This window comes from Labrys sp. F242 (assembly GCF_057813875.1).
This window is the reverse complement of the sequence record NZ_JBVASG010000001.1, coordinates 227,617-244,784: the sequence shown is the minus strand read 5'-3', so window position 1 is coordinate 244,784 and position 17,168 is coordinate 227,617. Positions and strand designations below refer to the sequence as shown.

The following is a 17,168-nucleotide window of genomic DNA, read 5'->3' as shown; positions in this document are numbered from 1 at the left end:
GTCAGTAGGACTCTTCGAGCTGGCAGTTGATGGTGAATTCGGCGACGCTGGCTTCGTTGGGCAGTTCGATCAGCATGGCAATGATGCGGGCGAGATCGCGCGGCGAGGTCATCTTCTCGGCGGCGCGGTCGGTCAGGCCGAGAGCCATGTCGGTGGCGACGAAGCCGGGGCAGATCGCGGTGGCGCGGATGCCGCGCTCGAAGCCCTCATGGCGGATGCCGTGCGCCAGCGCAACGGCCGCATATTTGGAGATCGAATAGAGCCCGGCGCGCGAGGATTTGACCCGCTTGCCTGACAGCGAAGCGATGACGATCACCCGCCCGCTCCCGCTTTCGGACAGCGCCTGCCAGGCTGCCTTGGCCAGACGCCGCGGCGCCTTGACGTTCACGGCCAGCATCGCGTCCAGGTCCTCGTCCTCGGCCTCGATGACGTTCTTGGGTATCATGATGCCAGCATTGGCGATAACAGCATCGATGCGCCCGAAACGCTGCAGGGCCGCCTCGGCCCAATCGGCCTCCGCCTGGGGATCGACAGCGTCATAGGCCTGCAAATGGACGTGGTCTGGATCCGCCCAGGTGGGTTGCTCCGGATGCCGCATGCCCAGTGAGAGCCGCCATCCCCGACGCGCGAGCTCGGCCGCCGCCGCCTGCCCTATGCCCCGATTGGCGCCCGAGATCAGGGCTACCCTCTGCTCACTCATGCCACTTGTCCTTCCTTGTCGGCACCGTTCCGAGGCGGCATGCCCACGAAACGGCAATAGGCCCGCTTCAGAATGTCCATCACCTGTCTCTGCTCATGCTCGGGAATGAAGTCGAAGAAGCGTTTCGACTGCTCCGTCGCCAATACGCGCACCTTGGCGGCGAGCTCCGCGCCCGCCGGCGTGATGTAGAGTTCGTGTGCCCGGCTGTCGTTGGACGAGATCCTGCGGGTGAGCAGCCCCTGCTCGATCATGTGGTCGACCAGCCGCCCCATGGCGGAGCGGTCCTTCATCACCAGATGCGCGATCACCGAGGGGCGGATGCCGGGATGGCTGTCGACCAGCAGCAACGTGGTGACCTTACCGGTGCCCTTGGCCACTTCGAGCCCGTCGAGCCATTCGTCGAGGTCGCGCGACACGGCCAGGCTGATCACCCGGATATAGAAGCTCAGCGTATCCTCGAGCACGTCGAGGTCGATATGCTCGGGTAGCGTCGGCGGCTTGGCCCGTGTTTCCTTCATGCGGCAGGCTCCCATTCGCTGCCCGGAATGGCTGCCACCAGGCGCTTGGTGTAGTCGTTCTGCGGCCTGCGGAAGACCTGCGCCGGCGGCCCGGACTCGACGATCCGGCCCTTGAACATCACCGCGACCTCGTCGCAGATCTGGCTCGCGACGCGCAGATCATGGGTGATGAAGATCATGGCCAGATGCATCTCCTTCTGGATGCGTGCCAGCAATTGCAGGATCTGGGCCTGGATCGAGACGTCGAGCGCCGAGACCGCCTCGTCGGCGATCAGCAGGACGGGATCGAACATCAGCGCGCGGGCAATGCCGATGCGCTGGCGCTGGCCGCCGGAGAATTCATGAGGAAAGCGGTCATAGGCGCCGGCGTCGAGGCCGACGCGGCCGAGCAGGCCGACGGCCTTCTCCTTGGCCTTGCCCGCGGCCATGCCCTGCGCCATGGGGCCGACGGTGAGGATGCGCCCGACGGTGTGGCGGGGATTGAGCGAGGCATAGGGATCCTGGAAGATCATCTGGATGCGCGGACGCAGCGGCCGGAACTCATCCTCGCGCAAGGGCGCGATGTCCCGCCCTTCGAACAGGATGCGGCCCCCATCGCTACCCATCAGCTTCATCAGCACGCGCCCTAGCGATGACTTGCCCGAGCCCGACTCCCCGACGAGCCCGAGGGTGCAACCTTGCCGGACAGAGAAACTGACATCGTCGACGGCACGCACCGGCGTGCCCTTGGCGAAGAAGCGCCCCTGGCCCTGGTAGGTCTTGCTGATCCCATCGGCCTCCAGGATGACAGGGGGCAGTGCGGCAGGGATGGCATCCTCGGCCACCATGCGCGGCACGGCCGCGATCAGCGTCTTGGTATAGGGGTGCTGCGGGTCACGCAGGACCTGGGCAGCCGTGCCCTGCTCCACCAACCGGCCCTTTTCCATCACCACGACGCGGTCGGCGATTTCGGCCACCACGCCGAAATCATGGGTGATGAACATCACGCTCATGCCCTTGCGGCGCTGGATCTTGCGGATGAGCTCAAGGATCTGGGCCTGGGTGGTAACGTCGAGCGCCGTGGTCGGCTCATCGGCGATCAGCACGTCCGGATCGAGGGCCAGGGCAATGGCGATCATCACGCGCTGGCGCTGGCCGCCGGAGAGGCGGAAGGGATATTGATGGCGGATGGTGGTGGGATTGGGCAGCCCGACTTCGCCGAGGAGTTGGACGACCTTTTGCTGCCGCGCGGCCGGCGTGCCCACGCCATGGGCCTCCATCGCCTCGGAGATCTGGTCGCCGATGGTCATCAGCGGATTGAGCGCCGAGAGCGGATCCTGGAAGATGATCGAGACAGCCCGGCCCCTAAGGTCTCGCAGCTGTTCTTCCCGGGCCGCAAGCAGGTCCATGTTTTTGAACAGGATGCGCCCGCCCGTCACCGTCAGCGATGTCGACAGCAGGCCCATGATCGTGTTGGCGGTAACGGATTTGCCCGAGCCGGACTCACCGATGATGCAGAGGATCTCACCGGCCTTGAGCTCGAAGGAAATGTCCTCGACGGCGTAGGGCCGTTCCATGTTGCGCGGCAGGCTGACGGTGAGCTTGTCCACCGACAGGATGGTCGCGCCCGGGGCTTTCGGCTCGGCGTCGGAGACCAGCATCGTGACCATCCTTCCCAATTACCGGCGGGGTGCTTGTACCCCGTCCTCGATATAGTGGACGATTACAACTAATTTTGTCGGCAGCGCCAAGCGGAAATTTCAGGCAGCGAGAATGTTGCGCTGCCGCAAACCGGGGCAGGCCGATCAGGCGGCCTTGGCCTGGATGCCGGAGAACGAACCTGGCAGCAGGCGAAAATAGGCCAGCCCCTGCCCCGCACCGCGCGCCACCAGGAAACCGATCAAGGCGAGCCACAAGCCATGATTGCCGAGGGGCTGCAGCAGCCACCACAGCCCGAAATAGCAGGCGAGCGCCAGCGCCATCAGGTTGCGCATGGCGCCGTTCCAGGTGGCACCGACATAGACACCGTCGAAGGTGAAGGCGAGCGCGCCCGCGACAGGCGTGACGGCGGCATAGGGCAGGAATTGCCGGGCCAGCTCGCGAACCGAGGTACTGGTGGTCATGAAATCGATGAAGGCCCCGCCCGCCACGAACAGCAGGGCTGACATGCCGATCGCCAGCGCCAAGCTCCAGATCACCGAATAGCGCACGGCCTTTTCGAAGGATGGCCGGTTGTTGGCACCGATCGAGCGCCCGCTGAGCTGTTCGGCCGCAGTGGCAATGCCATCGAGAAAATAGCCACCGACCAGGAAGAAATTGTTGAGGATGGCGTTGGCTGCCAGCGTCACATCGCCGGCCAGCGCGCCCTGGCGCCCAAAGAAGACGAAGGCTGCCAGCAAGGCGAAAGTGCGCAGCATGATGTCACGGTTGATCGCGATCATGCGCACGAATTTGGCCTTGTCGAAGACCAAGGTTCTGGGCACACCGAGCCGCCCGCCGAAATGAGCTGCGACCACGGCGAGGCCAGCGACGACGCCGGCCGTCTCCGCCAGGGTGGTGGCCCAGGCCGTACCCGCAACGCCCCAGCCCATCCCCAGCGTGAACACGACACAGAGCAGGATGTTGACGAGGTTGATGCCGATCTGCAGCAGCAGGCCGGTGGTGGTCCGGCCCAGCCCGATCAGCCAACCGAGCACGGCATAATTGGCAAAGGCGAAGGGCGCGGACCAGATGCGGATGGCGAAATAGATCTCCGCCGCATGGGTCACCTCGGGCGAGGCACCGAGCAGCGGGAAAGCGACCGCCGCAATTGCGCGCTGCAATGCCACCATGGCAAGGCCGAGCACGGCGGCCATCACCAGCGCCCGCAGGAACACCGCCCGCTGCTCCAGCCTGTCGTCGGCGCCGACCGCCTGCGCCGTCAGGCCGGCGGTGCCCATGCGCAGGAAGCCGAAGCCCCAGAACAGGAAGTCGAACAGGAGGGCATTGAGAGCCACCGCCCCGAGCAGGGCCTCGCTGCCGATCTGGCCGATCACGGCGGTGTCGACCAGCCCGAGCAGTGGCGTGGACAGATGCGCCAAGGTCATCGGCGCGGCGATGCCGATGACGATGCGGTGGCTGACGGGGACGGGACGAACGGGGGTATCGGGCGAAGCGACAGGCATGGGCGGTGATTTTCCTCACGCCTTGGTAGCCTCAATCAAGAGTCATTCCAAGGTGTTCGCCCAAGCCCGATTGCCGTTCCGGTCAGGTACCGCTTCCGGGAGCCGATTGCGCCAGGTGCAGCGCCCCCTGCCCCGCATCGTCCTTCTCGATCTCCTCGGTGAGTTCACGGCCCCGCGTCTCAGGCAGCAGGGCGATGGCGAGGAGCACGAAGAAATACGCGCTGACCGCGGTGACGGCCATGGCATCGCGCAGCAGGAGGACGCCACCTGCCGTCATCAGGCCGATGACCGTGGGAAAGAAGGCACCGGCGGCCCGGCCGAAATTATAGGCAAAACCCTGGCCGTTGCCCCGGATGGCGTTCGGAAACAATTCGGTGAAATAGGGCCCGAGCGCGCTGTAAATTCCCAGAGCGGCAAAGCCGAGCACGAAATCGAGCGCAAACATCACCACCCCGCCACCCGGCAGATAAAGGAAGGCCGGTATGAAGATCCAGTTCAGCAGGGCAAAGAGCAGGAAGTTGCGGCGGCGGCCGATGGCGTCGCACAGATAGGCGGCGACGATATAGCCGACGAAGGAGCCCACGGTGAGAACGAACATGTGATAGCCCACGCCCACCGTGGAGATTTCCCGTACCGTCTTCAGGAAGGTCGGCAGCCAGATCACCATGGAAAAGCCGCCTGCCTGCACGCCGAAGGCCAGGAGCGAGGTCAGGCAGGTGGTGCGGAGATAGCGCCGGTGGAAGATCATGAACGGGCTGGCGGGCGCTTGCCCGGCCTTCACCCTCTTCTCCCTCGCCGCCAGAAAGACAGCGGGCTCGGGGACGCCGCGCAAGGCAAGCAGGACAAGAATGGCCGGCGCCGCGCCAAGCCAGAACATCCAGCGCCAGGCCTGCGTATCCGGCAGGGTCGCGAACAGGATGGACGAGAGAACCGCCGCAATGGCATAGCCGATCGCATAGGCGCTCTGCACGGTTCCCACCGCCTTGCCGCGATATTCGGAACGGATGATCTCACCCATCAGGACCGAGCCGGCAGCCCATTCGCCGCCGAAGCCGATGCCCGACAGGATGCGGGCGGCGAGCAACTGCTCGAAGGAGTTGCAAAAACCGCTCAGCACGGTGAAAAACGAAAACCAGAGGATGGCGAGCTTCATGACGCGCACGCGCCCGATCCGGTCGCTCAGGATGCCGGCCGCCCAGCCCCCGATGGCGGAGGAGATCAGGGCCGAGGTTCCGAGAAAGCCAGCCTCGGCATTCGTCATGCCCCACACTGCGATCAAAGTGGGGATGAGAAAACTGTAGAGCTGGGTGTCAAGCGCATCGACGGCCCATCCGCCGAAACAGGCATAGAGCGTCTTGCGCTCGGTACGATCGAGACTGGTAAACCAGGCGAACATGCATTCCTCCCTGCTTCCGGCCTTGTGTTGAAGGCTGCGCGTCCAGCTCCGTTGGCAGGCGCGAGCGTGGGGCCGGTTATGTCGGTACGCGTAGATCGGCGCGGCACAGGCGCCCGCATTCGGGAGCCCGAAGGCGCCACAGGAGCAGAACGCTGCCCTGGGGCGCTGCTCAGGCTGCCCGGAGGACGAGTTCCTCCAGGCCGAGCACACGCGCCGTATTGGTCGAAATCATCCGGCGGATCGCCTCGTCGGAATAGCCGAGTTCCAGGCACAGCCGGACGCCGCGCCGGAACCCTTCCAGCGGGCTGAACACACCGACCTGTCCGAGATCCGAACACAGGATGGTGCGGTCGATACCGGCCTCCTCGATCTGCTGGCGAAGATCCTCCGCCGAGCGGGTCTTGAACTTGGATCCTTCCAGAAACATGCAGAGCGAATGCTCCACATAGGCACCCATGGCGGCGATGCCCTTCACATCCTCCAGGCTCGCGCCGACGATGTCCTCGGGGTGCGTGAAAATCAGGCGCTCGACACCGCGGCGCTGGGCTTCCTCGAACAGGATCCAGGTCTCGCTGACATGCAGGTGGCCGCTGGCAAGCGCCATGCGGTTGCGGGCGATGACGTCCAGGACGTCCTTGACCTCATCGAGCACCTGCCTGTTGGCGTCGAGGACCGGGACCGCCCGGGCCGGCCGCATCTTCTGGGTCGAGGCCGGATGCGACCAGGAGGATGTCTTCTCCCATTCGAGATGATTCTCGGCGGCCAAGGTCGGCATCCAGACGACCTTGCCGCCCATCGCCGCCGTATGCTCGACGGCATGGGGGTTGATGCCCCCCACCACATTGTTGAGCACGATGCCGGAAAAGACCTTTGTCGTCAGTTCCGGATGGTGCCGGGAAATCAACGCCGCCGTCGCCACGCCGGCATAGTCATGGTCCTTGGTGACCACCGCCGCAAAGCCCGCCTCCGACATCTGGCGGGCCAGTTCCAGGTGGTCGAGGCCGCGCGGCGCGATCGAAGGCCCGCTATGCACATGGGGATCGATCGCACCCTTGAGCAGCGCGTCGATGCGCTGGGTATCCCCGGTCGATCCGGTATCGATGGTCAGTGCATCCATGGTCTTCTCCCTAGAGAAAAGCGCGTTCAAGAGTGAACGCCTATTTGCTCTAACTCCTTGTTCCGACGCGTCTTTGCGATTCCCGGTGATTCCACCAAATCGCAAAACGCCTTGGGCCTGCCGGCTCTGCCGTGCGATCAATGGGCTAAGAGAGGATGCCAGCACCCTCAGCCGGCATCGGGTAGTCGGCGGCGTTCAGCACCCAGCCGGGCTTCAGCGAGAAATCCAGGCGCGGCGGGCAGAAGATGTCGACGAGCTGGTTCACCCCGGCCAGCATGCCGCGGGAGGTATGGATGGCCGGCGGCGGGATCACCATCACCGAAGGCGCTTCGCAATATTCGTGCTGATCGTCGCGCCAGGCGTTGAGATCCGTGGTCCAGGGCCAGCGCAGGTGATGGGTGAAGGCGCCCTCCAGCGCGAGGGAGATCTGTTCGAAATCATCATGATGATGCGGCGAGAGCTTGGTCACGTCGCGCGGCCCGTGTTGCACCGGCAGGACATTCACCATCATGGTCGAGCCGCGCCAGATGCGCCCGAACCGCCCCGGCTCGTCCGGCACGTCGAGCGAATAGACATGCAGCTGGGGCCCACCCTGCGCCTGCGGCCAGGGCTGGAACGGCCCGACATTGGGATGCGCCGTCTCATAGGATGCCGCGTTCACGCAGCGGGCCGCGAGATCCTCGGCCCTGGAGGTGAACAAGCGCACGACCGCCCCCGATCCCATGATCCGGATCGTGCTCGGGCCGGGCGGAACGAAGACGATCGAATAGCCCGGTACGCGCGCCTTGCCGTCGGCGGTCTCGACCTCGGCGCTCACGCCCGCATCGGGCAGCAGGAGCACATATTCGTCGGCCTGTGCGGCGCGGCGGAAGCAGGCACCATCCAGCGCTTCCGTATAGGCAACCACGCAATGCTGGCTGCGGATGAGCCAGCTGCGGCCATTGGCATCGTCCTCCTGGGGCGCGGCCTCGTAGAACTTGCCGCAATCGGCACCGGCGAACTCGGTCGCCGCTGGCGCGGCGTGGACCGACGCCAGCGTCGAACGCGGATCCGAAGCGTCATACATGGCAACCTCCCAGCGGGACCCGACGCACTTTGCGCCGCATCGATCGACTCGCTCTTATTGTTTCGTTAGTTGAAACTACGTTCTATTTATTTTTGAGACAAAGCTCTCCCTTGTCAAGAGGGCCACCAACGGCCGTCAATCGAGCACGTAGCCCAACGCTTCGGAAACCTGCTTTGCGGCCCTGACCGTTCGCTCGATCTGTTCGGCGGTGGGCGTTTCGGTAATGAACTGCACGGAGTCGACGATCGCCAGCGTGCCCACCAGGGAGCCGGCGGCATCGAAGACGGGTGCTGCCAGCGCATTCAGGCCGATCAGGATCTCGTTTGGTGCGGTGGCCCAGCCGGCCTGGCGCACGCGCTCGATCTCCTTGCGCAGGCCGCCGGGCGTGACGATCGTCGCCTGCGTGCGGCGCTCCAGGCGCATGCCGAACACAGCGGCCCGCAAGGCATCATTGCCGAAGGCCAGAGCGATCTTGCCCTGGGCCGAACTGTGAAAATCGAGCAGAGATCCAGGCCGGACGCCGATCTCGACTGTGGATTTGCCTGGAACGGTGGTGAGAACGCGCACCCCATCCGCTTCCAGCTGGGCAATCACCGCGGAATGGCCGAGACTGTCGCGCAATTCCCGCAGGGCCCGCGCGCTGGCCGAGACGATATCGCGCCCCTCCCCCACGGCCCGCCCCAGCTTGATCAGACGACTGCCGAGTTGGTAGCGCTCGGTCTCCGGCAGTTGGACGACGTAGCCGTGCTGCACCAGCGTCTGCAGATAGCGCCAGATCCGGCTCTTGGTGGTTTCCAGCGCGACGGCCATCGCCGACACGCCCATGGGCCGCCCCTCCTCCGCCAGCAATTCCAGGATGCGCATGGCCAGAACCACCGCCTGCACGCCGTCGCCACCCGGGCCGCTAACACGAGGCATTCTTCATTCCCTCACGAGGAAGGGCACATCTGCCCATTGACATGGGCGCCCTTTGAGTTGAACCTGATTATAGAAACGATGTTTCGACTAACGAAACAAGAGAAAACAATCCCATGCCTGCCAACAGCCTGTCACACCCCACAGACAATTTCCGCCAGCGCCTGCTTTCGCAAAAACCCCTCCTCGGATCGTTCATCAAGACACCGACCGTCCATGCAACCGAAATCCTCGGCGATCTCGGTTTCGACTTCGTTGTCGTGGACGAGGAACATGCCCCTTTCGACCGTGGCCAGACGGAACTGGTGCTGCTGGCAGCGCGCGCAGCCGGCACCGCCGCGATCGTCCGCGTGCCCGAGATCAGCCGCATCCTCGGCGCGCTGGACGACGGAGCGGCAGGGGTCCTCGTCCCGCACATCTCCTCCGCGGCCAAGGCCCGGGAAGCCGCCGAGGCCTGCCGCTATCGCGGTGGCCGGCGGGGCTTTTCCAATTCGCCGCGCGCCGGGCGCTATGGAGGCCTCGGCATGTGGCAGCATGTCGATCGACAGGACGCACATGTCAGTCTCATCGCGATGATCGAGGACCCGGAAGCGCTGGCGGAGATCGACGCCATTCTGGCCACAGAGGGCCTGGATGCCGTCTTCATCGGGCGGGGCGATCTTACGGTGGCGCTGCAGGCTGAGAGCACCGACGCGCCTGCCGTCCAAGCCGCCGTCGAGACGATCTGCACTGCGGCCGGACGGGCCGGCAAGCCCGTCTGCATGATGGTAGCCAGTGCGGCCGAAGCGAGGCGCTACCATGCCCTCGGTGCCTCCGCCTTCATCATGGCCTCCGACCAGGCCTTCATGCGCAAGGCAGCGGCCGAAAGCCTGGGTAGCTTTTCCAAGGAATTCGCCGCGTAACGGCACGCGGCGGCAAGGAGGCTTTCGCGTTCTATTTGCGCCCGCCGGAGGGGGCGGATTTCAAGAGGCGCAGCACGAGCCAGATCGGAACCACGATCACCGCTCCGAGCAGGAAATAGCCGAACAGGTCCTTGATCATGCCGAAGCCCTGCGCCGACAGGCGCTCGAGGAAGTGCCGAAGCCTGGCAAGGAGTTCCCAGGGGGTGAGGTCGAGCCAGGCCAGCACGAGGCCCACGGCGACGGAAACCACCACCAGCTTGATAATCGTGCCCATCACCGAGCCGCCCATGAACTTCTCCAGCCCAGCCATACCTAATCTCCTACCGTACCAGCGCCTATTTCGGGCGTGACGGCCCCGCGGTCAAGCAGGGCAGTGAGGCTTTCCAGCCTGTCCGCCTCGCTCGGCGGCTTGTCCCAGCGCAAGCGTGCCAGCCGAGGAAAGCGCATGGCGACGCCGGATTTGTGGCGGCTGGAACGCGCCAGTCCCTCGAAGGCAACTTCCACCACCAGGCCTTTCTCGGCGGTGTGGACAACTTCCCTCACTGGCCCGAAGCGGTTCACCGTGTTGTTGCGGACGAAACGGTCGATGTCGCGCAATTCCTCGTCGGTGAAGCCGAAATAGGCCTTGCCGACCGGCACCAGCTCCTCACCCTTCCACACACCGAACGTGTAGTCGGAATAGAAGGAGGAACGCTTGCCATGGCCGCGCTGGGCATACATCAGCACAGCGTCGATGCGGAACGGCTCGCGCTTCCACTTGAACCATAGCCCCTTCGGCCGGCCGGGCACATAGAGGCTGTCGCGCCGCTTCAGCATCAGCCCCTCGACCGCTTCGGCGTCAGGACCGGCCCCAGCGCTAGCGGGATTTTCCCGGGCCAACGCCAGGGCGTCCGGCCCGGCGAAGGCGACCAACGGCGAAAGGTCGAGGCGTGGCGAAGCAAGGCGTGCCACGAAAGTCTCCAGTCGGGCCCGCCTTTCGATGAAGGGACAATCGCGCAGATCCTCATCCCCTTCGGCCAGCAGGTCGTAGGCCCTGATATGGGCGGGATAGTCGGCGACCAGCTTGGGCGTCACGCTCTTGCGGTTGAGCCTCCGCTGCAGGGCATTGAAATTCTCGATGCGGCCGGCACCATCCTCGCCGAGCCGCCGCACCAGCAATTCACCATCGATGGCGCCCTCGAAATTGAGGGCCTCGACGAGATCGGGAAAGGCCGGGGCAATATCCTCGCCGGTGCGGGAGTAAAGGCGCAGCACGGGTCCATTTTCAGTGAGAGCGCCGACGGCCTGGACGCGGATGCCGTCCCATTTCCATTCCGCGACATGGCTGTCCGGCAGGATGGCCGCAAGATCGCCCTCTTCCAGGGCATGGGCCAGCATCACCGGCCGAAACGGGGCGGGGTTGCCGCTCTCGGGCCGCTCGCCCCTGCCTTCCGCCCAGGCGAACAGCTCCTGATAGGGTGGCTGCAGGCCTGGCCAGGCCAGCTCGATGTCGTCGGCCGAGAGCTTGCCCAGCGCCGCAACGGCGCTCTTGGCGAGACGGGCGGAAGCGCCGATCCTCAACGCTCCGGTGATGAGCTTGAGGAATGCCCAGCGCCCCTTCTCGTCCAGCGCGTCGAGATGGCGGGCGATCAGGGCAGGCATTTCCGAGCGCCCGGCCTGGCTCAGAGCCTCCACCACTTCCGACAAGGTAGGCGCATGGTTCATGCCCGGCCGGGCCGGCCACATCAGCGCGATGGTCTCGGAAAGATCGCCGACATAGTCGTAGGACAGCGCAAAGAGTTCGGGATCGGCCCGTTCGCCGATCAACTCGCGCAGCAAGGCCGGCTTGGCGTTGCGGAAGGACAGCGCCCCGGTGATCGCCGCAAGCGCATAGCCGCGGTCCGGATCGGGCGTATCGCGGAAATAGCTCGTCAGCAGCCGCAGCTTGGCGTTGCGGCCCGGCTCATAGGCAAGGCGATCAAGCAATTCGGCGAAGCGGTTCATGCCTCCTCCGCCTCCTCGTCGCCATAGCCGATCATGTGCAGGGGCTGGGCCTTCAGCCCCTGGCTGCCGGCCCAATGCACCAGTGCATCTTCCTGGCCGTGCGTGACCCAGAGCTCCGAGCAGCCCGTCTCCAGGATCGAGCGCTGCAGATCGGACCAATCGGCATGGTCGGAGATCACCAGCGGCAGTTCGGCGCCACTCTGGCGCGCCCGCGCCCGGATGCGCATCCAGCCCGAAGCGTAGACGCTGAGGGGATCCGGCATCTTGCGCGACCAGGCTTCCTGGGCCGCACTGGGCGGACAGAGCACGATGGCACCAGCCAGTTCGGCAGGCTTGACGTCGCGCACCAGTTGCAGCATTCCGAGTTCGATGCCGAAGGCTTCATAGAGGCGCGTCACCTTCTCCATGGCGCCATGCAGATAGATCGGCGCCTGATGACCGGCCTGGCGGGCCATGGCGATGATGCGCTGGGCCTTGCCGAGGGAATAGGCGCCAACGAGATGGGCCCGCTCGGGAAACAGAGCCAGCGACCCGAGCAGCTTACCGATCTCCTGCCGGGGATCGGGATGGCGGAACACCGGCAGGGCGAAGGTGGCTTCCGAGATGAAGACATCGCAGGGTACCGGCTCGAAGGGCAGGCAGGTCGGATCGGCCTGGCGCTTGTAGTCTCCCGAGGCGACGATGCGCAGGCCCTTTGCCTCGAAGGCAATCTGCGCCGAGCCCAGCACGTGGCCGGCGGGGTGAAACGTCACGCTCACGCCGCCGAGATCGAGCTTCTGGCCGAGAATGGCGGTCTGGCGCGTTTCGCAAAAATCCTCGCCATAGCGCGCCGCCATGATCGCCAGCGTCTCGGCGGTGGCCAGCACCTGGCGATGACCGGCGCGGGCATGATCGGAATGGGCGTGGGTGATCAAGGCCCGTTCGACCGGCCCGATGGGATCGACATGGACATCCGCCAGCGGGCAATATAGCCCCGACGGCGTCGGAATCAGCAAGTCCGAAGGCCGCATCGCGAGAACATAGGGTGAAAGCGGAACGGGGCCAAGGTGCGGGTGCCAGGAGGTGTGTGCCAGGAGGTGCGTGCCAGGAGGTGCGTGCCAGCGTCCTCCGGTTTTTAGGCTGGCATGGCCACGCCGAGCGCTTGTCCCGCCACTTCAAGTCCTGCCACTCCAAGTCCTGCCACTCCAAGTCACCTTGATTTGCTGTATCACTCGGGGGGCAGTCCGGCACCGTGCCTATCTGGGGAGACAGATCGATGCCTCCCCCAAGGCCATCATCGCTCAGGTCACCAATCCATTGTGTGAGCTGTTGCTCATTGCCGACATGAATCCGAACTCGAAGACTGGCTCAAGCCCAGCCTCGACCAGGGCGTCCATGAAGGCATATCTCGCGGCTTTGACTTTCCCCTCGTCGATCAACGCTTCAAGGCAGGCGCCTCGCGCAACCACATAGAGAGCTTCACCCATCTCAGGCCACCGATTGTCGAGAAAATCCAGTGCCTGCTGAACCGATCGGATCACAACCGTCCGATTGTGCCCGAGCTTGAACGAGACTGGATGATGGAAGGCAACTTCCGACATTTCACACCTCAACTAGTCCAATAAGTGCATGGCCGTCCGAAGCCGAGACAGAGATTTGAACCCGCAGCGCCGATTTCAAGGCGAATTCCCAAGCGCCGTCGGAAGCGGGTTTTTCTCCCCAAATTACGGATCAAATCAAAATATGCCCAACAGCTATGACGACAGCAGCAACGCTCCAAAGCTGGTTGGGTTCCCCGAGCACGCATGGAAAGCGAAGGCCGTCATGACCTGCATGGTCGATGCCTTCGGGACACTGCGGTGCATCACCGGCGGTGGCGGCCCGAAACAGCCAGGCAGCGGCTGGCCTGCCATCCTCGCCATCTAGCGCGCCTGCCGGCTCAGCGCCCCCTTGATGCATCAAATATGAGGCCGAAGCCCGAACGTCTGACCGCGCGGCGCCCGAGTTTCCGGGCGATTCATTACTCATGCAGCGGCTCGCAGTTGGTGCGACCAGACGTCACGCAATTCAACAGGTCATTGTCGGCCTTCAGGGTTTCGAAGACCCAAATACACGCAGCGAGCAAGAGTGCCACGAACACGAGCACCGCGATTTTACGAAGGTCATCAGAGTCCATGGGCGGGCGTCCAATCTCCGCACCAATAGGCTCCGGCTCCCCAAAAACCACAAGCGTCCCCCGCCAAGAAGCGGGAAAATTGAGCACGATCCGCCCTTCCTCAACTTTCTCGGCACTCCCGTCCACAAATGATGAACAAAATGCGGCGTCACCATCATATGGAACAGGATGACATCGCCCCGCCCATGCGATACCGGAGAGGGCAACCATGGAGATCCCTTCCAGATGCTGTTTAACCGGACGCCGATGCTGGCCAAGGCCCAATCGCGGGTGCCATCCGCAAGCAAATATCTTGTCGGCGCCGGCCTGATGGCGGCACTGGCTCTCGTCTTCAGTACCCATGTCAGCGCCGCCGAACGGATCGCTCCCAAGGTGATGGTGATCACCATGTTCGGCGAGGAAACCAAGCCCTGGCTCGAGGCCCGGAAACTGACGACGAAAATCAAGGTTCCCGGCCTGTCGCGGGAATATCCCGACGTCGCGTGCGATACCGACGGCCTGTGCGTGATGACGACGGCCATGGGCTATGCCAATGCGGCCAGCTCGACGGCAGCCCTCGTCCTCGGCGGCAAGTTCGACCTGAAGCAGACCTATTTCCTGATCGACGGCATTGCCGGCGTCGATCCCAAGGACGGCACGCTGGGATCGGCGCTGTGGGCGCGCTATGTCATCGATGGCGGCCTGCGCCACGATATCGACCCGCGCCAGATCCCCGCCGATTGGCCCGACGGCATGCTGCCCCTTGGCGCCGCCAAGCCGAGCGACAAGGCAGGCTGGAGCGCCGGTACCGAGGTCTATGCGCTCAATCCGAAACTGGCGGAAAAGGCCTTCGAGCTGACCCGCTCCGTCGAACTCGCAGACGGCAAGGACGCGCAGAACTATCGCAGCCGCTATCAGGACGAAGCCGCCCGCGACAAACCGACAGTGAAGCTGTGCGATACCATCTCGATCGACACCTATTGGCACGGGTCCAGGATCGGCGATGCCATGGAACGCTGGGCCAGGCATGCCACCGACGGCAAGGCGAATTACTGCACCACGCAGATGGAAGATAATGCCACGCTGACCGCCCTCAAGCGCGGCGCCGAAGCCGGCCTGCTCGACTTCGACCGCATCGCCGTGCTGCGCACCGCCTCCAACTTCGATCGCGAGGCGCCCGGCCAGAGCGCGGCAGAGTCGCTCAGCGCCAAGTCCGGCGGCTTCGGCCCGTCGGTTGCCAATGCTTATCGTGTCGGCTCGACCTTCGCCGACGCGGTCCTCAAGAACTGGCCGTCATGGTCAGCCGGCAGGCTGTAGGCGTCTTTTGGCGCTTCCACGGACGTCGTGGTGCTCGCAATTTTGATGAGAGCTGCCGGCATCACGAACTCTACATGGCCCGACAGGCCGTTCTGTCCGCTCGGCTTTCTCCCGCAGCCCCACCATGCTCAAAGCCCGTTCCTCCGGCAATGCCATCGCCGACCGCCGTTTCGCCTATGCCATGGACTACAAGACCGGGGGCGATCCTGCATCGGCCGCCGAACTGGTGGCGCAGGCCCTTGATGAGGCGCCTGGCTGGGCCGCCGGCTGGCTGACGCTTGGCGATCTCAACGAGACACTCGGCCGTCTGAAAGAAGCCATCGAGGCCTTCCGAAGGTCCCTTTCCCTCGACCCGACGGATGAAGCAGGCGCTGGGGCACGTCTGGCCCGGCTCGGCGAGATGCCGGCCAATGGCGCGATGACGCCGGCCCATATTGCCGCTCTGTTCGACGAATATGCGCCGCGCTTCGAGCGCTCCCTGGTCGACAATCTCTCCTATCGTGGCCCTGCCCTGCTGCGCATGGCATTGGACGGACTTGGCCGACAAGGGCCGTTCGAACGCGCACTGGATCTGGGTTGCGGCACCGGTCTTGCGGGGGAGATCTTCCACCCCTACTGCCAAAATATCGTCGGCGTCGACCTCTCCGCCGCCATGCTTGCCAAGGCACGTGCCAAGCAGATCTATCGTGAGCTGGAACGAGCCGATATCGCCGATTTTCTCCTCCGGCAGGACGCGGGCAGCGCCGACCTGATCCTGGCCGCCGACGTGTTCATCTATCTCGGTGACCTCGACACCATTTTCCGGCAAGCCGCGCGCGTGCTGGTGCCCGGCGGGCTGTTCGCCTTCACGGTCCAGAGTCAGGACGGCCCTGCCGCCTTCATTCTCAATCACGATCTGCGCTACGCCCATTCGCGTGAAGGCATCGAGAGCTGGGTGGCCGCGGCCGGCCTGCAGCCACGCCATCTCGATGACGCCTGGGCTCGCACCGACCGAGGCGTACCGGTGCCGGGCCTGGTGGTCGTGCTGGAACGCTGACCGGTCCGCAAGACAAGAAAACTTCGGCGCCACTCCTGGTACGTCGCGCGCCTTGGCAAAATTACTTCCCCAACGTAAGGATGGCTCGGGGGACTTGGTTGCTTGCCAACCAACGGAGAGTCATGCGCTTGAAGGGGGGCACTATGTTTTCGAGAATTTCCGCGGTCGTCCTGGCAGGCCTTGCCTGTGCGAGCTGTGCAACCAGCGGTGGTCTGCAGACCCTGACGAGGACGGCTGACCAGACGCCGCGCGGCCGGGTCGTCAAGGACACCACTCGCATCACCGACGGCATCCTGGCCGGCAATCTGATGGTGTCGAATTTCTATTATGCGAGCCGGCCCCAGCCGGTGACGACGCCGATCCTGCGCGACATGGACATCCGGGCTCGCCGTGCCGGCTGCCTCGACGGCAATGTCCCTGTGCGCAGCAGCGTCAGCGCTCGCTGGGGCACCTATACCTCGGCCTATCGCATCATCACCCACTACGACTGCGATTGAACACCGGGCCGACGACCGACCCGCTTCAAGCGGGTTTTTGCGGAATCCGCCTCTGGTCTCCGGAGAAAGAGTATGTACTCGAAAATTCTCGCTATAGCCGTGGCAAGCCTCAGCCTTGCCAGTTGCGCCGGCCGAAGCGACCTGAACCTCATCACCCGCACCTCTCAGGAGACTTCGCGGGGCGACGTGGTCAAGCGCATTTCGCGTATTGGCGATGGTAGTCACGCTGGAGGGCTCATGGTCTCCAATTTTTACTATTGGCGCAGACCTCAACCCATCACACCCGCCATCATGCATGACCTAGATGCACGTGCTCGCCGGGAGGGGTGCGAGGGGGCACGCCCTCCCATCCGCTACAGCATCACCAATGATCCAGGCGCCTATGGCGAGGCCCATGCCATCATGGCAATCTATGATTGCCGCTAGCACCTTCAGGTCGATAGT

19 protein-coding genes are annotated in these 17,168 nt (G+C 64.4%); 6 read left to right on the top strand and 13 right to left on the bottom strand.

Annotation, left to right across the window (positions count from 1 at the left end; genetic code table 11):
* Position 1 precedes the first annotated feature (1 nt).
* The 8 genes from ACZYTC_RS01170 to ACZYTC_RS01135 form a co-directional block, all read right to left on the bottom strand.
* Complete coding sequence (locus ACZYTC_RS01170; RefSeq protein ID WP_434957900.1) at positions 2-700, bottom strand: SDR family NAD(P)-dependent oxidoreductase; 699 nt, start codon at positions 698-700, stop codon at positions 2-4.
* Positions 697-1,218 (bottom strand): MarR family winged helix-turn-helix transcriptional regulator, encoded by a 522-nt coding sequence (locus tag ACZYTC_RS01165; protein ID WP_454815638.1) that lies wholly within the window; start codon positions 1,216-1,218, stop codon positions 697-699. The genes ACZYTC_RS01170 and ACZYTC_RS01165 overlap by 4 nt, the downstream gene beginning before the upstream one ends.
* Positions 1,215-2,858, bottom strand: coding sequence for an ABC transporter ATP-binding protein (locus ACZYTC_RS01160; RefSeq protein ID WP_488988721.1), 1,644 nt, complete (start codon positions 2,856-2,858; stop codon positions 1,215-1,217). Before ACZYTC_RS01160 ends, ACZYTC_RS01165 begins: the two co-directional genes overlap by 4 nt.
* A gap of 144 nt (positions 2,859-3,002) precedes the next feature.
* Positions 3,003-4,361: an MATE family efflux transporter gene (locus ACZYTC_RS01155; RefSeq protein ID WP_441770255.1), complete on the bottom strand. Its 1,359-nt coding sequence runs from the start codon at positions 4,359-4,361 to the stop codon at positions 3,003-3,005.
* A gap of 82 nt (positions 4,362-4,443) precedes the next feature.
* Positions 4,444-5,757, bottom strand: a complete 1,314-nt coding sequence (locus ACZYTC_RS01150) for an MFS transporter (protein WP_434957904.1) — start codon at positions 5,755-5,757, stop codon at positions 4,444-4,446.
* A 169-nt stretch (positions 5,758-5,926) separates the two neighbouring features.
* Entirely contained in the window at positions 5,927-6,874 is a 948-nt protein-coding gene (locus ACZYTC_RS01145) for a DUF6282 family protein (protein ID WP_488988720.1), read from the bottom strand.
* A gap of 145 nt (positions 6,875-7,019) precedes the next feature.
* Positions 7,020-7,940: a cupin domain-containing protein gene (locus ACZYTC_RS01140; RefSeq protein WP_488988719.1), complete on the bottom strand. Its 921-nt coding sequence runs from the start codon at positions 7,938-7,940 to the stop codon at positions 7,020-7,022.
* A 135-nt stretch (positions 7,941-8,075) separates the two neighbouring features.
* Positions 8,076-8,858, bottom strand: a complete 783-nt coding sequence (locus tag ACZYTC_RS01135; protein ID WP_434957907.1) for an IclR family transcriptional regulator — start codon at positions 8,856-8,858, stop codon at positions 8,076-8,078.
* 113 nt (positions 8,859-8,971) lie between these two features.
* On the opposite strand from ACZYTC_RS01135, the gene ACZYTC_RS01130 reads away from it, so the two are divergent.
* The gene (locus tag ACZYTC_RS01130; RefSeq protein ID WP_441770251.1) at positions 8,972-9,757 is read left to right on the top strand and encodes an HpcH/HpaI aldolase family protein; all 786 of its coding nucleotides are present in this window, start codon (positions 8,972-8,974) and stop codon (positions 9,755-9,757) included.
* Between the two features lie 31 nt (positions 9,758-9,788).
* Here the strand turns inward: ACZYTC_RS01130 and ACZYTC_RS01125 are convergent, their stop codons facing one another.
* The 4 genes from ACZYTC_RS01125 to ACZYTC_RS01110 form a co-directional block, all read right to left on the bottom strand.
* Positions 9,789-10,067 carry a DUF6460 domain-containing protein gene (locus ACZYTC_RS01125; RefSeq protein WP_149253881.1) on the bottom strand — a complete coding sequence of 93 codons (279 nt, stop codon included), beginning with the start codon at positions 10,065-10,067 and terminating at the stop codon, positions 9,789-9,791.
* Between the two features lie 2 nt (positions 10,068-10,069).
* Positions 10,070-11,740 carry a cisplatin damage response ATP-dependent DNA ligase gene (locus ACZYTC_RS01120; RefSeq protein ID WP_488988718.1) on the bottom strand — a complete coding sequence of 557 codons (1,671 nt, stop codon included), beginning with the start codon at positions 11,738-11,740 and terminating at the stop codon, positions 10,070-10,072.
* On the bottom strand, positions 11,737-12,750 hold the full coding sequence (locus ACZYTC_RS01115) for a ligase-associated DNA damage response exonuclease (RefSeq protein WP_488988717.1): 1,014 nt from the start codon (positions 12,748-12,750) through the stop codon (positions 11,737-11,739). The genes ACZYTC_RS01120 and ACZYTC_RS01115 overlap by 4 nt, the downstream gene beginning before the upstream one ends.
* Positions 12,751-13,020: 270 nt before the next feature.
* Positions 13,021-13,320: a DUF982 domain-containing protein gene (locus ACZYTC_RS01110; RefSeq protein WP_488988716.1), complete on the bottom strand. Its 300-nt coding sequence runs from the start codon at positions 13,318-13,320 to the stop codon at positions 13,021-13,023.
* A 142-nt stretch (positions 13,321-13,462) separates the two neighbouring features.
* Here ACZYTC_RS01110 and ACZYTC_RS01105 point away from each other — a divergent pair, with 142 nt between their 5' ends.
* Entirely contained in the window at positions 13,463-13,645 is a 183-nt protein-coding gene (locus ACZYTC_RS01105; RefSeq protein WP_488988715.1) for a hypothetical protein, read from the top strand.
* 94 nt (positions 13,646-13,739) lie between these two features.
* On the opposite strand, the gene ACZYTC_RS01100 is transcribed toward ACZYTC_RS01105, so the two are convergent.
* A complete protein-coding gene (locus ACZYTC_RS01100; RefSeq protein WP_488988714.1) occupies positions 13,740-14,105 on the bottom strand; it encodes a hypothetical protein in 366 nt (121 codons plus the stop codon).
* Positions 14,106-14,204: 99 nt separating this feature from the next.
* Here ACZYTC_RS01100 and ACZYTC_RS01095 point away from each other — a divergent pair, with 99 nt between their 5' ends.
* The 4 genes from ACZYTC_RS01095 (at position 14,205) to ACZYTC_RS01080 (ending at position 17,150) form a co-directional block, all read left to right on the top strand.
* On the top strand, positions 14,205-15,191 hold the full coding sequence (locus ACZYTC_RS01095; RefSeq protein ID WP_488989967.1) for a purine-nucleoside phosphorylase: 987 nt from the start codon (positions 14,205-14,207) through the stop codon (positions 15,189-15,191).
* Between the two features lie 124 nt (positions 15,192-15,315).
* Positions 15,316-16,227 carry a methyltransferase domain-containing protein gene (locus ACZYTC_RS01090; RefSeq protein WP_434957914.1) on the top strand — a complete coding sequence of 304 codons (912 nt, stop codon included), beginning with the start codon at positions 15,316-15,318 and terminating at the stop codon, positions 16,225-16,227.
* Positions 16,228-16,370: 143 nt separating this feature from the next.
* Positions 16,371-16,724, top strand: a complete 354-nt coding sequence (locus tag ACZYTC_RS01085; protein WP_488988713.1) for a hypothetical protein — start codon at positions 16,371-16,373, stop codon at positions 16,722-16,724.
* Positions 16,725-16,796: 72 nt separating this feature from the next.
* On the top strand, positions 16,797-17,150 hold the full coding sequence (locus ACZYTC_RS01080) for a hypothetical protein (protein ID WP_434957916.1): 354 nt from the start codon (positions 16,797-16,799) through the stop codon (positions 17,148-17,150).
* Positions 17,151-17,168: the final 18 nt, after the last annotated feature.

Excerpts from the sequence above, each read along its gene's own strand:
- ACZYTC_RS01110 (WP_488988716.1), bottom strand. The coding sequence starts at position 13,320 with ATGTCGGAAGTTGCCTTCCATCATCCAGTCTCGTTCAAGCTCGGGCAC.
- ACZYTC_RS01100 (WP_488988714.1), bottom strand. The coding sequence starts at position 14,105 with ATGGTTGCCCTCTCCGGTATCGCATGGGCGGGGCGATGTCATCCTGTT.
- ACZYTC_RS01140 (WP_488988719.1), bottom strand. The coding sequence starts at position 7,940 with ATGTATGACGCTTCGGATCCGCGTTCGACGCTGGCGTCGGTCCACGCC.
- ACZYTC_RS01130 (WP_441770251.1), top strand. The coding sequence starts at position 8,972 with ATGCCTGCCAACAGCCTGTCACACCCCACAGACAATTTCCGCCAGCGC.
- ACZYTC_RS01120 (WP_488988718.1), bottom strand. The coding sequence starts at position 11,740 with ATGAACCGCTTCGCCGAATTGCTTGATCGCCTTGCCTATGAGCCGGGC.
- ACZYTC_RS01095 (WP_488989967.1), top strand. The coding sequence starts at position 14,205 with ATGGCGGCACTGGCTCTCGTCTTCAGTACCCATGTCAGCGCCGCCGAA.
- ACZYTC_RS01105 (WP_488988715.1), top strand. The coding sequence starts at position 13,463 with ATGCCCAACAGCTATGACGACAGCAGCAACGCTCCAAAGCTGGTTGGG.
- ACZYTC_RS01150 (WP_434957904.1), bottom strand. The coding sequence starts at position 5,757 with ATGTTCGCCTGGTTTACCAGTCTCGATCGTACCGAGCGCAAGACGCTC.
- ACZYTC_RS01080 (WP_434957916.1), top strand. The coding sequence starts at position 16,797 with ATGTACTCGAAAATTCTCGCTATAGCCGTGGCAAGCCTCAGCCTTGCC.
- ACZYTC_RS01135 (WP_434957907.1), bottom strand. The coding sequence starts at position 8,858 with ATGCCTCGTGTTAGCGGCCCGGGTGGCGACGGCGTGCAGGCGGTGGTT.
- ACZYTC_RS01125 (WP_149253881.1), bottom strand. The coding sequence starts at position 10,067 with ATGGCTGGGCTGGAGAAGTTCATGGGCGGCTCGGTGATGGGCACGATT.
- ACZYTC_RS01165 (WP_454815638.1), bottom strand. The coding sequence starts at position 1,218 with ATGAAGGAAACACGGGCCAAGCCGCCGACGCTACCCGAGCATATCGAC.
- ACZYTC_RS01170 (WP_434957900.1), bottom strand. The coding sequence starts at position 700 with ATGAGTGAGCAGAGGGTAGCCCTGATCTCGGGCGCCAATCGGGGCATA.
- ACZYTC_RS01145 (WP_488988720.1), bottom strand. The coding sequence starts at position 6,874 with ATGGATGCACTGACCATCGATACCGGATCGACCGGGGATACCCAGCGC.
- ACZYTC_RS01085 (WP_488988713.1), top strand. The coding sequence starts at position 16,371 with ATGTTTTCGAGAATTTCCGCGGTCGTCCTGGCAGGCCTTGCCTGTGCG.
- ACZYTC_RS01160 (WP_488988721.1), bottom strand. The coding sequence starts at position 2,858 with ATGCTGGTCTCCGACGCCGAGCCGAAAGCCCCGGGCGCGACCATCCTG.
- ACZYTC_RS01115 (WP_488988717.1), bottom strand. The coding sequence starts at position 12,750 with ATGCGGCCTTCGGACTTGCTGATTCCGACGCCGTCGGGGCTATATTGC.
- ACZYTC_RS01155 (WP_441770255.1), bottom strand. The coding sequence starts at position 4,361 with ATGCCTGTCGCTTCGCCCGATACCCCCGTTCGTCCCGTCCCCGTCAGC.
- ACZYTC_RS01090 (WP_434957914.1), top strand. The coding sequence starts at position 15,316 with ATGCTCAAAGCCCGTTCCTCCGGCAATGCCATCGCCGACCGCCGTTTC.